The following is an 11,431-nucleotide window of genomic DNA, read 5'->3' as shown; positions in this document are numbered from 1 at the left end:
TCCAGGATGACGTAGAGGTTCAGGTAAAGCCCTCGGGTCAGGGTCGGCAGCTTGGTGATATCCCAGGTCACGATCTGGTTGGGTGCCGTGGCCTCCAGCTGCGGCTTGACATGGTGCTGGGCCGGGCGCTGGTTGCGCCGCTCGCGGCACTCTTTACGCACTCGCAGGCGCCGGTACATGGTCGCGACCGAGGCGACGACCTCGCCCTCGCTGAGCAGCGTGGCATAGACCTGGCGGGGTGCGGCATCCTGGAAGCGCTCAGAGTGCAAGTGATCGAGCAGCGCCTGATCTTCGGCTGGACTCAAGCCACGTCCCAGTGCAGGCTCGGGCTTGCGCTGATAGCGCCGACGAGGATCCGGGTAGCACCAATGGCGCGGGATCGCCAGGGCCCGGCAGGCCGCCACCTTGGAAACGCCCTTTGGCAGTGACTGCAAGGCGCTCATGATTTCGGCTCGTTGTTGTCGGTTTCGAACAGGTGAAGGACTTTTTTTTGCAGGCTCACCAGTTGCTCAGCCACGTAGGCCCGTTTCTCCAGACGGGCATTGGCTTTCTTCAGGCGCTCGATCTCCTTGTCGCGTGGATCGGCAGACTTGCGACCGGGCTTGCGGGCGGCCAGACCGGCCTCGCCGTGCTCGGCCAACTCCTTGCGCCAGTTCGACAGCTGACCGGCATACAGACCCTTGCGCCGCAGCCAGGCGCCTTTGTCGCCGTGGTCCAGGGCATCAACTTCGGCCAGCAAGCGCTTCTTCTCGGTTACGCTGAACCGACGACGGGTGCGTTTTTCCAGTCTCGGATCGGTGACGACTTCATTGGAATCAGACATGTTTCCACTCCGTTAGCGCCCTGAATGTTACAGATAAAACCGATCAGAGACTGTTGGACTGGATGTTGACACACAGGGCGGAATCGAACCACCGATATGCGGATTTTTCATCCGCTGATTGCCAGTTGTGCCGAGACGGGTGGTTGATGCCTTGGAGCAAGCGCTGTACGCCCGACGGTCCGCCAGTCCGTCCTTGCAATCGGGAATCAGGCCAGCGCCAAGGATGCCGGAAATCCGCTTGGGTTCCGGCATCAGCTAATGAAAACGAAACCGGTGTCTAAGCGCTGCGGCCATCAGCACGATGAAGCGGTCCGTGGTGTTCACGGCGGCGTAGATGTCCCGGTTCTTTGGCACCCCGAAGCGATCATCAGAATTAAACGTGATCGCTGAGATTTTCTCGAACTTCCCTTATCGGGGGTACCGCGGCGCTTGGCGACTGCGCCATGGACCTGATGTGCGCCGTGGACATTCCGCAAGCACAAGTGACCGCCACCCTTGAAGTCGATGTTTGATAGGCAAAGCCTTACTGCCGTCCTCAAAATCAACATCAGCTACAGACCAAGCGGACTAAATACCAAGGGCTAACTGAATGATTTGAGCGCTGATTGCTCACGTTCCGCCGGTGGTGGGGCTGGGAGTAGGAGACACGCTCATTTTTAACAGAGGCCAACCCTTCCCCTTATTATTCCAGGCATAGAGCACTGCTATGGCATAGGTTAGGTGTGAGCTCGATAATTCTAGCCGGATCGTCAAAGATAAATTGACTCTCGAATGGTTCGGAGCCGTTTGAGCTTAATGAGTTATTGGAAAAACTGATACCAGCAGTGCCATCCAGCGAGTTCACCAGAACTCCCGCATTCTCGTTCCCCTGGATAACATTATCAATAGCGCTGCTACCTGCCGCCGCACCCGAAAAATAGATGCCATTCAGGTTTGTAGAAATAAGATTCCCGGTAATAAGAGTTGGGCTAAAAGCTTGAATTCCATGGCTTCCATTACCGATAATCAGGCAATTTTCTATGATTCCTCTTCTCAACGAAGAATTGATTTGAATTCCGTTGATGATGTTATCGATTGTTGAGGAGTTTCGGATAATTGCTTCAGCTAGCATGTCGATACCAAAGAGATTATTGACAGCTTTAACCCTTTCGGCCACGGACCCACGTGCGACCCCCAATCCCGCAAAACAATTGCTTGCCGTTATATCAGCCGCAAAGCCAGACGCACCAACAGTCATGCAGTAATTGCCGAAACCATCGACTTGGCCATTAACAACATGCAGCCCGGAGATAGCCGACTCGCCTCCAACTAGATTAATGCCGCGGCCCGAACCTCCTGGCGAGCAGCTTCCGGAACCCAAGTCACATTGGTTGGGACCTTTGAGCGTAAATCCGTTTAGATCAAGTCTTACATTGTTCGAAAAAATGGATAGCACCGTTGCATCAGGATCAGACGTTTCGATATTGCTAGTTAGAATGTATTTACCCGGAACTCTTACCTCAACTGGCAATCCGGGGCCATCTCCTGGAAAACAGCCAAGTTCAACGCAGGCATGGTTGATCTCAAGTGCTCCATCGCTTGCGAGGCTAATGGACCAACCAAAGACGTTCGCGAAAACTGCAATCAACAGAATCAGTGTTTTCATATGCTATCTCCAGAAATCGATAAAACGTGTCCGAAAAATCACATCTTCGTTTATGGTTGCCGAAAAGCCACCTAGACGGCATTCCGCACAGCTTCCAAGCATTAATTCTCTTTTCGCAGCTAGTGTGATGGTGCTGTCATTCTGTAGACTCACAGATACTATATCGGACGCTCGAATGACTTGACCGTTAAGTGAGATCGTGCTCGAAAAGGAAAGCAATAGTTGACCTGAGCCTGTGACATCCACCGAAACTATTCTGGCGGACTGTGGGATATCGAAATCTTGGCCAATGAAAAAAGCGTGCGGGACGCCTGCTGAATATCGAATCAAATCTCGCGGCGTGAAAACCTGGTTGCTGATCTGAACGACCGTGTCGAGCACGACGACGAGGTCGTCGTCCATAAATGCAATTGCGGATATTTTTGAAGGTGGCTCCAGTAAAAGACTTTCCGCGCTTGCAAACATCCCAAGCTCCCCATCAGGGGAGACGCGCAGAATGTCTCGAGGAGTAAATACCTGTCCACCCTTTGAAAAAGTTACGTCAGGCACGATGAAGGAGTCACCATCCTTTCTACCCAGTGCTTGAATCTTTACAGCTGGCGGCATATTTACCTGCTGTATTTTAAATGAGCCTGCCTGGTAAGACAAAATATCCCCGGGCGCAAGTGGGCCCACCGGCGTATCGTGCCAAATGTCAAGCGTAATGGAGTATTGGTTGAATGTGGTCTTGGCTGAGGCATGGCCTGGTAGCCAAACAAAGGAAAATAAAAAAATAGCCTGAAGGACCAGACCCCAGACTGTCAGCGAACGTTTTTTCACGATTCTCCCCATTCATTTCACCAAAACATGAAAAAGTACTGGCAACTTCAACACCCGTTCACCGAAAGGTATCACGCGATGTCGTGGAAGTACATCCCGAGCTGTTTCCAACATGAAATGAGTCTGAAGCCGGCCTGAGGTTTTGTTCATGATGGAGGATGAAAGCCATCATGAAGCTCGACGATTTGACGACGGTGGGCAACTCGAGGATTTCCTGAGTGGGACCCAAGCTGTGGCCTTAACGGTGATCAGCGACAAGGACGCCGGGTACCGCTGGATTCAGGGCCAGTTGGCCCGATTTTGCTAGCTGACCTGCCCGCGCCGGCACAAGGGTGTGTTGATCCGCTACCGGATGAAGGTCAGCGGGTATTCTCGCCAGCAGATGACGGGCTTGATCGGTCAATACTGCCCCAACGGACGGCTACAGCGCCAGCACCGCACCGTAATGGACTTTGCCGGCCGCTACATGGTCGAGGACTTCCGCCTGCCCGCGGCCATGGACGAGCGCCACGAGACGCCTTGCGGTCCGGAAGGGCTCAATCGCATCGTCAAGATCGTCAAGAATCGGGCCAGTGGCTTCCGCCATCTGGATGCGTTTTCCGACATGATTTACCTGAGCGTCGGAGACCTCGATCTGCCTGGGCCAATTCCAGCTCGGTTCCGCACACTATGAAAACGCCCTCACAGGCAATCTGATGAGACGATGCGGGCGATCAGGGCTTTGCGAGATCCGGATATAGCCTTTTTTTTGTGGCGGCTAGCTGGTCGAAGCCAGTCTGATCGGCTGTGGAAACTGACGTCGTTGTGAAAATAATTCGGGTGTTGACGAACTCGCCGCTGGCGTTAGCATCGTTGTATTGAATAACAATGGAGCCTCTAAGACCAAGAAAACCTGAAGTGGGAATATCGATACTCTCGCCCAGGAACGGACCGTCGTATGGGTTTCCATACACAAGTTGATAGCTTGGGGTATTCCCGAAAACTGGCGTACCAAAAACTGGTGCAATAGGTCCTCCAGTGATGACAATGAGTCTATCTAATCTATCGAGGCTATCCACTTGGACTGATGCACCGGGAGAGTTCCAAGAATATGAATATCCGTTGCTTCCTGTAATAAGCACCCGAAAGTCAACCACCGCTTCCCTATACCAACCAACATTGGGGTCGTCTGAGAAATCCTCTGCTGGCCAATTAAATGTATATTGCACCTCTACACTATCCCCTTCTTGGATGATATCAGTTAAATCTTGTGGAACCGTACCCCCGTTGGGAGTGGTTGTTTCTATGGATAAAATTGATCCTCTTATATTCACGGTTATTTCAGACGGGCCGGTCTCTTGGCTCTCACGAAAGCAAGCAACTTTTTGCGCGTTCTCCATCATTTTGCGCCGATTGTTTTCTCCACTGGAACCAGCTACTCGTCCGTCCCAATAAGTAAGATCGGGGCTCGAAAATATAGCCCGTCGGAAGCAGAACTTGTTAGCATCAGTACATTCTGCGCCGTATGACATCACTGTCCTCTGAAAACCAGCTACATCAACATGCCCAAATTGGTACTGCCACGGCAAAACAAAATGCTCAGCTCGCTCATGTTTTGCGCCAAAAATATGGCCGATTTCGTGGGTAAATGTATGTGCGTTGATTTGACTCCGATTCACAACTGCGAAGGCATACTCGTCTGGCCGAAACAGCTGATCTGCGGCGAGATACGCTACGCCCGAACCAAAGTTGTTGACGAGAAGCACGACTATGTCAGCAGCATGCCAATCCCGTGCATGATGTACCGCATCTAGACGGCCACTGTTTTTCCTTCTCAAGTGATTTAAAGCGCTGCTCTGCGCGGCCTCATTAGCTTTGTCTCCTTCAACAAATTGGTCAGGATAATCTACTCTCATGATGTGCGCTAATTCTAGCTGGATGAATTGCGTATTCCCCGCATCCGTATATAGGCGCGAATCACGAAACGAAAGGTTTGCCTGCTCAATCATTCGATTGATTAGAGCCTGTACGCTGTTGGTAGCTGCCGCGGTTTGATCGGTATAAGCAACCAATACTCGTATATTTGCAGCGCTATCGGTACACGCGCTTCGCTCTAAAGTTATTCCACTCTCTGACCCCTCCTCAAATCGATCTCGGAAGATAGAGGGCACTTCCTCCGGAACGACGGGTTCTCCTTCTCTCTGAAAATCGCTCGGATTTAACTCTTCTACAGTGGCCTCGGAATCGGCGTCCACTGCTATCGACGACAGGAATTTGAAGCCATCGAAGAGTCCATCAATGGCGCCATCGGCAACAGAAAGGATCACTGAGTTGGATGGGCTTCCGAGTTCGTTGCCGATCCAGACATATTCGCCATCACCGTATTCTACAACTCGCTCTTTAATGAGCTTTCTCGTCGTGCCGTCCGGGAATGTGATCTCGATTTCTGTTCGCGTAATCAGATCGTCAGCCGTGAAATCGATCGATCCTGATCGCGGTTGAGAAGCGGATGCTAATGCAAAAGAAAATAATAATGAGACTGTCAACATGCATAAGGCGGTTCGTGTACGGCGTGCATAAGCAATCATTCGGCAAAAATCCTTTTTTTATGCTGACTTGCATTCGTGCTGCTACTTCCAAGCGCAATCCTCTGCAAGCGCCCCCTTTAAACACCGGTCTGGAAACAGCTAATCATGCATCACTACCAACTAAGCTGAGGAAGGTAAGGGGCTTTGTGAGTCACTCTTCTGGTCGGAGTTTATGTGACGAGGCTCTATCTTTCAAGCTCGCGCCAGCCTTTTCTTTGATTAATGAAACGGTGTTCGCCGAGAACTTGCAAAACTCCCGTTTCCCGTGACCAGTAACGCCCGGCAGTTAGCTCAGCGCCTGGGAAGTGTGTCGCTCATTTGGAGGTGGCGCCCAAGAGCGATATATTGGGGTCTATCCGAATCTCGCAACGGGTTTCAGGGCTGATCCGGTCTGATTTGAGAGGCCATGGAGCCTCCTGTACAGTTTTGTTTTGGCGAACAAACAACACAGGAGGTAAGCCCCCATGGCCGTCTACAAGCTTATCGCAAAGCTTCTCAAGTTCAAGGATTTCCGGTGCAATGGACTGGCCTTTCGATGCGGCAACCGGCTCGAGGTGCTGGTCATGCCCTAAAAGATAGTCTGCCGCTGCCCGACCAGCCCAGGCCGGCTCTACCAAGGTTACTGAATTGAATCCTCGAACCAATAATCTCATCGGGGAAATAAACCGACTTGAAAGGACTAGTGCCCAGCGATGGATTGTGGGAAACATCACTGGGGCCTGCGCTTGGTAGGATGAGGCATGGACAACCAGATCGACTGGGGCGCCGTCGCCCGCCACCTGGACAGCCTCTACTCAGCTGTTGACTCGCTGGAGCGGCAATTCCCGTGCCGGAAGTTCACCCCTGATGGCCACCTGGTTGGCAGTATCGGCGAGGTTGTCGCGGCCTACATGTTCGATCTGACCTTAAACCCAGCCTCTACAGCCGGACATGACGCCGTTGCGCCAGACGGGCGGCGAGTCGAGGTGAAACTCACCCAGGGGGGCGCCATCGGGCTACGGGAACAGCCTGAGCATCTGATTGTCCTTCAGCGCCCCAAGGGCCGCGTCATTAGCGTCGTGTACAACGGCCCCGGCGGACCCGCTTGGGAAAAGGCAGGCCGGATGCAGAGAAACGGCCAGCGACGGATCACGCTGACCACCTTGTTGAGAATCGCTGAACTCGTTGGCAGCGACGAGCGACTTCCGGTGGTCAGGCAACCGCCTGTCTGAGTGTCGCTCACTGGGTCGTTGGTTCGAATCCGACCCGGGAGCCAAATCAATCCATAACTGTGCCCGCCCAGTGCAGGCTTTGTGTCGCCCAGAACCCAAATTGCATAACCGCCCTGCCCTTCAGTGGTGGCAAGTTCCTACTCAATAGCGAGCAAATCTCCTACAGACACCAACGAGCCGAGCTGACAAACTGCACCAGTGGGATCGGGACAAGTCAGGTGCCAGCCGACCAGGATCACGCCAGCGGGATTAGTCAGGCACGACGTCAGTCGGTCAGACCGACTCAGGCTCGCATGGCCCGTGCACAGATGCCGCAGGGGCTTGGGCGCCGACGCCAGCCCTGCCAGGCGCGCCGCACCCGCCCGTCGGTTGGAGCCTTTCCTACGGAGCTTGCTGGCAACCATCTGATGGCTAAATGCAAGGCTCCGTGCGCTACTCCAATGCCAGAAGTATGGCCTTCAATCGATTGCCTAACCCGACAGACCAAAGTCTAACCCCGAGGCGAGCAGATCGCGGATTAACCTATGGCAGGGTCAGGTACCCTAGTCCCATGCTTGGGGCGATCATTGGCGATATCGTGGGCTCGGTGTACGAGTGGGACAACGTCCGCAGGAAGGACTTCGACCCGCTGTTCCACCCAAAGGCCTTCTACACGGACGATTCGATTTGTACGGTGGCGGTCGCCGATGCGCTGGTCAATCAGCGCCACCCCGGCGAAAGCCTGAAGTACTGGGGACGGCGCTACTGGGAGAACGGCGGCTGGGGCGGAATGTTCTCGCGCTGGCTACTATCCGACTCGCTCGAGCCCTACAACAGCTACGGCAACGGGGCGGCCATGCGCGTCTCCCCGGCGGGGCTGCTGGCCACCTCCGAAGACGAAGCCATTCAATTGGCGCACCATGTCACCGAGGTGACCCACAACCATCCGGAAGGCATGAAGGGCGGTGCGGCGACCGCGCTGGCGATCTACCTGGCGCGGGCCGGGCTGGATGCCGACTCGATTCGCGCCGCTGTAACCAAGCAATTCGGCTACCACCTGGATCGCACCCCGGACGACATTCGCCCAACCTACCGTTTCAACGAATCCAGCCAGGAGACTGTGCCCCAGGCCCTGGTCTGCGCGCTGACCGCAACAGACTTTGAGGACGCCATCCGCAATGCCATCTCCATCGGAGGCGACAGCGATACCGTCGCCGCTATCGCCGGCGGCGTGGCCGAAGCCTTGTTCGGCATTCCGGAAGAGATTGCTCAGAAAGGCTGGGCCTACCTTTCTGATGACATGCGCATTATGTTGCAAGCGCTGTATCGACAACCGGGGGTCAGATGGGCAGGGGTTGTTCGTTGATAATTAGTGGATTCAGAAACATGATCTTTGTGTTCATGCGACCAGGAATGCTTTTAAACTGAGCAGCGATAAGCTAGAGGGCAAACTCCGACAAGTAAGTGCAGAGGAATGCGAAAGTGGATTATTATACCCATACTGACGAAGTAAACTCGTTGATATCGACGTGTCAAGGCAACCAGAGGGAGAGCTCCAAATGGCGTTTGTAGAACCAATAACAATCAAAGAAGCGGTTGATAGCCTACATAGGAAGAAGTATTTACTTCCGGCCATTCAGCGCGAGTTTGTTTGGGGGGCGGATCAGATTGAGAGGCTCTTTGACTCATTGATGAGGGAATATCCAATAAACTCTTTCCTGTTCTGGCAAGTTGATAAAGTCAATATCGCGAAGTATCAGTTTTATGAATTTATACGCGAATACCATGAAAGAGACAACAGGCGTAACCCAAAAGCAAATATTGACGGGGAGCATGATGTTACTGCGATACTGGACGGTCAGCAGAGGCTGACTTCACTATATATTGGCCTGAGGGGTACCTACGCCTATAAACTGCCGAGAAAGAGATGGGGTAACGACGACGCCTTCCCTAAACGACGGCTATGCTTGAACTTGCTTGCGCCTGCTACCGATTTCAATTTGGAATATGATTTTAGATTCCTCACGGACAAAGAAGCGAAACAAAATGACGATGGACAGTTTTGGTTTGTCGTAAGTGACATTCTTAATTTTAGTGAGATGATCAATATCAACGAGTATCTTATCGAAAATAGACTGCAAGCACGCGGTGACGACGAGTTCAGATTTGCCAATAGATCGCTCTATAAACTATATGAGGCTATTCACAAGACTAGATCAATTAACTTCTTTTTAGAAAAAGGAGAGAGTCTTGACAAGGTTCTGAATATCTTCGTCCGCGTCAATAGCGGTGGGACAGAACTTAGCTACTCTGATTTGCTGCTTTCGATAGCGACTGCACAATGGCGGGAGAGAGACGCCAGAGAGGAAATCATATCTTTTGTGGACGAAATCAACGCCACTGGCGATGGGTTTAATTTTAACAAAGACTTTGTATTAAAAAGCTGCTTGGTGTTGTCTGGATTTAGAGATATTGCATTTAAAGTTGATAACTTTAATCAAAAAAACATGCTTATTATTGAAAAACACTGGGAAAATATCACAAAAGCAATTAAGTCGGCGATAGTCCTCGCTTCATCCCTTGGTTATCACAGAGACTCATTAACTTCAAGCAATGCTCTTATCCCTATAGCTAGTTACCTTTATAAAATCGGAAGTCCTGAAAATTTCGCGGAATCAGCTAAATTTCAGAGAGACAGACAGAGAATTTTTAAGTGGCTAGTGAAAGTCCTCTTGAAAAGAACGTTTAGCGGACAACCAGACAATGTGCTTAGACCCATTCGTGATGTGATCAATGATGCCAGTGATGACTTCCCGTTAGATCAAATAGTGAATAGATTAAAAGGCACTCCTAAGGCTATATCCTTCGATGATGATGAAATCGACAATCTTCTCTGTTATAAATACGGGCAACCGTATACCTATTCGGCTCTTGCGTTCATATACCCCGCACTAGACTTCAAAAATAAGTTCCATCAAGATCACATATTCCCAAAAAAGTTGTTTACGCGAAAGGAAATTGAAAGTCACGGAATTCCACCTGAAGATATTGATTTCTATCTTGAGAAGTGTAACTGTATAGCCAATTTACAGCTCCTCGAGGGCGTTCCTAACCAGGAAAAATCTGGCCGAGAATTTGATGTATGGATAAAAGAGAAGTATCCCGATCGAGAAAAACGACAGGCATATATGGAAAGACACTTTATCCCAGACATTGACCTCTCATTTGAGAATTTCAGGCGATTCATAACAGAAAGGGAGAAACTGCTGGTAGCAGAATTCAAAAGACTGCTCAAGCACTAATGACCCTAATGACCATAACCCGGTAATGGAAAAGGCAAGGTGATAGCGCTATGCGCGTGCGTCGCCGAGAACGACAGCGCACACGCGGCCTGCTGGTGCAGATCAAAGAATTCGAGGTTTCACAGTTAACATAGTTTCGATAACTCCCATAGCGCCCTGGGCCAAACTGATGTTGACTAGTTCGCCCTAGTCGCTGTATCGCCTATATAGAGTCTCGAATTGCCTAGCTAATCGCCTGCGCAGAGCAACCGGTCGAATCACCTCAACCTTCTCGCCAAAACCCATCAACCACCATTCCAGCTGCTGCGAATGGAGCACCTTGGCGCGCAGCGGAACGTGTCAACCTTTTTCCAACAGATCGGCGCATTTTTCTATGTAACAACCTCGGGTAGCTCGAGGCTGACCGGGGTTGGTACGGTTTTGAAGCTTTCCGGGTCAGCCAGGACCTGCTCGGCCGGCTGTCCATCGTCGGGATTGATGCAAACTCGTTCTGGCGGTCGCTTGACGATGGGTGGTCCATTGACGTAGCGCTCGGGGTGGTCGGCATAGTGCCGATCCATCGCCGCCTGCCGTATTTGCCAGACCGTCTTGACCTGACCGGTATAGACATCCTCCGGCGTGAACAGGGCCAGCCCCTCGTGCGGCCGCCGGTTATAGGCCGGGAAGAAGACCTGACACCATTGCCGGGCATGCGCCTCATCCCGGAACCGACCCGGGTAGCTGGGCCAGTACTTGGTGGTCTTGAACTGACTCTCGCTGAAGGCGTTGTCGTTACTGACCCGGGGTCGAGAGAAGCTCTGCTCCACGCCCATGCCTGACAAGAGCTCAGCGAAGCTGTGGGCGATCATGGGTGATCCGCGGTCCTGATGGACGATGAGCCCTTCGGTGGCGATCTGGCGTCGGTTCAGAACCTCGGAGAACATGTGCCGGGCCAGACCGGCATTCTCCTTGCGCGACACCATCCAGCCGACCACGCGGCGGCTGAACAGGTCCAGGATGACGTAGAGGTTCAGGTAAAGCCCTCGGGTCAGGGTCGGCAGCTTGGTGATATCCCAGGTCACGATCTGGTTGGGTGCCGTGGCCTC

At 52.3% G+C, this 11,431-nt stretch carries 10 protein-coding genes and 1 pseudogene; 4 read left to right on the top strand and 7 right to left on the bottom strand.

All coding sequences use genetic code 11. The annotated features are described in order from the left end of the window. The 4 genes and pseudogenes from G3I74_RS01510 to G3I74_RS01495 form a co-directional block, all read right to left on the bottom strand. A pseudogene (locus tag G3I74_RS01510) lies at positions 1-443 on the bottom strand (IS3 family transposase); the annotation flags it as partial. Continuing rightward, positions 440-823 carry a transposase gene (locus G3I74_RS01505; protein WP_164209498.1) on the bottom strand — a complete coding sequence of 128 codons (384 nt, stop codon included), beginning with the start codon at positions 821-823 and terminating at the stop codon, positions 440-442. The pseudogene G3I74_RS01510 and the gene G3I74_RS01505, both read right to left, overlap by 4 nt. 682 nt (positions 824-1,505) lie before the next feature. After that, the gene (locus G3I74_RS01500) at positions 1,506-2,468 is read right to left on the bottom strand and encodes a right-handed parallel beta-helix repeat-containing protein (RefSeq protein WP_164209495.1); all 963 of its coding nucleotides are present in this window, start codon (positions 2,466-2,468) and stop codon (positions 1,506-1,508) included. Between the two features lie 3 nt (positions 2,469-2,471). Further along, positions 2,472-3,287 (bottom strand): hypothetical protein, encoded by an 816-nt coding sequence (locus G3I74_RS01495; RefSeq protein ID WP_164209493.1) that lies wholly within the window; start codon positions 3,285-3,287, stop codon positions 2,472-2,474. A gap of 382 nt (positions 3,288-3,669) precedes the next feature. On the opposite strand from G3I74_RS01495, the gene G3I74_RS01490 reads away from it, so the two are divergent. Further along, positions 3,670-3,960: a hypothetical protein gene (locus tag G3I74_RS01490; protein ID WP_203594456.1), complete on the top strand. Its 291-nt coding sequence runs from the start codon at positions 3,670-3,672 to the stop codon at positions 3,958-3,960. Between the two features lie 40 nt (positions 3,961-4,000). Here G3I74_RS01490 and G3I74_RS01485 read toward each other — a convergent pair whose 3' ends face one another. Beyond that, positions 4,001-5,854, bottom strand: a complete 1,854-nt coding sequence (locus tag G3I74_RS01485) for a M12 family metallo-peptidase (protein ID WP_164209487.1) — start codon at positions 5,852-5,854, stop codon at positions 4,001-4,003. Positions 5,855-6,594: 740 nt separating this feature from the next. Between G3I74_RS01485 and G3I74_RS01480 the strand changes: the two genes are divergently transcribed. The 3 genes from G3I74_RS01480 to G3I74_RS01470 all read left to right on the top strand — a co-directional run bounded on the left by G3I74_RS01480 (position 6,595) and on the right by G3I74_RS01470 (position 10,346). Next, a complete protein-coding gene (locus tag G3I74_RS01480) occupies positions 6,595-7,065 on the top strand; it encodes a DUF6998 domain-containing protein (protein ID WP_164209484.1) in 471 nt (156 codons plus the stop codon). A gap of 550 nt (positions 7,066-7,615) precedes the next feature. Then, positions 7,616-8,410, top strand: coding sequence for an ADP-ribosylglycohydrolase family protein (locus G3I74_RS01475; RefSeq protein ID WP_164209482.1), 795 nt, complete (start codon positions 7,616-7,618; stop codon positions 8,408-8,410). Between the two features lie 193 nt (positions 8,411-8,603). After that, entirely contained in the window at positions 8,604-10,346 is a 1,743-nt protein-coding gene (locus G3I74_RS01470; RefSeq protein WP_164209479.1) for a GmrSD restriction endonuclease domain-containing protein, read from the top strand. A 186-nt stretch (positions 10,347-10,532) separates the two neighbouring features. On the opposite strand, the gene G3I74_RS16275 is transcribed toward G3I74_RS01470, so the two are convergent. Beyond that, entirely contained in the window at positions 10,533-10,664 is a 132-nt protein-coding gene (locus G3I74_RS16275) for a WCX domain-containing protein (protein ID WP_203594455.1), read from the bottom strand. A gap of 53 nt (positions 10,665-10,717) precedes the next feature. Further along, on the bottom strand, positions 10,718-11,431 hold a 714-nt coding region (locus tag G3I74_RS01460), incomplete at its 5' end, for a DDE-type integrase/transposase/recombinase (RefSeq protein WP_164209440.1).

The organism is Wenzhouxiangella limi (assembly GCF_010499265.1).
GTDB lineage: Bacteria > Pseudomonadota > Gammaproteobacteria > Xanthomonadales > Wenzhouxiangellaceae > Wenzhouxiangella > Wenzhouxiangella limi.
The sequence above is the reverse complement of the archived record's forward strand: the minus strand, read 5'-3'. Positions and strand labels throughout refer to the sequence as shown.

Bases quoted from the DNA above. Each gene is read 5' to 3' on its own strand.
- G3I74_RS01470 (WP_164209479.1), top strand. From the start codon at position 8,604: ATGGCGTTTGTAGAACCAATAACAATCAAAGAAGCGGTTGATAGCCTA.
- G3I74_RS01500 (WP_164209495.1), bottom strand. From the start codon at position 2,468: ATGAAAACACTGATTCTGTTGATTGCAGTTTTCGCGAACGTCTTTGGT.
- G3I74_RS01475 (WP_164209482.1), top strand. From the start codon at position 7,616: ATGCTTGGGGCGATCATTGGCGATATCGTGGGCTCGGTGTACGAGTGG.
- G3I74_RS01485 (WP_164209487.1), bottom strand. From the start codon at position 5,854: ATGATTGCTTATGCACGCCGTACACGAACCGCCTTATGCATGTTGACA.
- G3I74_RS01505 (WP_164209498.1), bottom strand. From the start codon at position 823: ATGTCTGATTCCAATGAAGTCGTCACCGATCCGAGACTGGAAAAACGC.
- G3I74_RS01480 (WP_164209484.1), top strand. From the start codon at position 6,595: ATGGACAACCAGATCGACTGGGGCGCCGTCGCCCGCCACCTGGACAGC.
- G3I74_RS01490 (WP_203594456.1), top strand. From the start codon at position 3,670: ATGACGGGCTTGATCGGTCAATACTGCCCCAACGGACGGCTACAGCGC.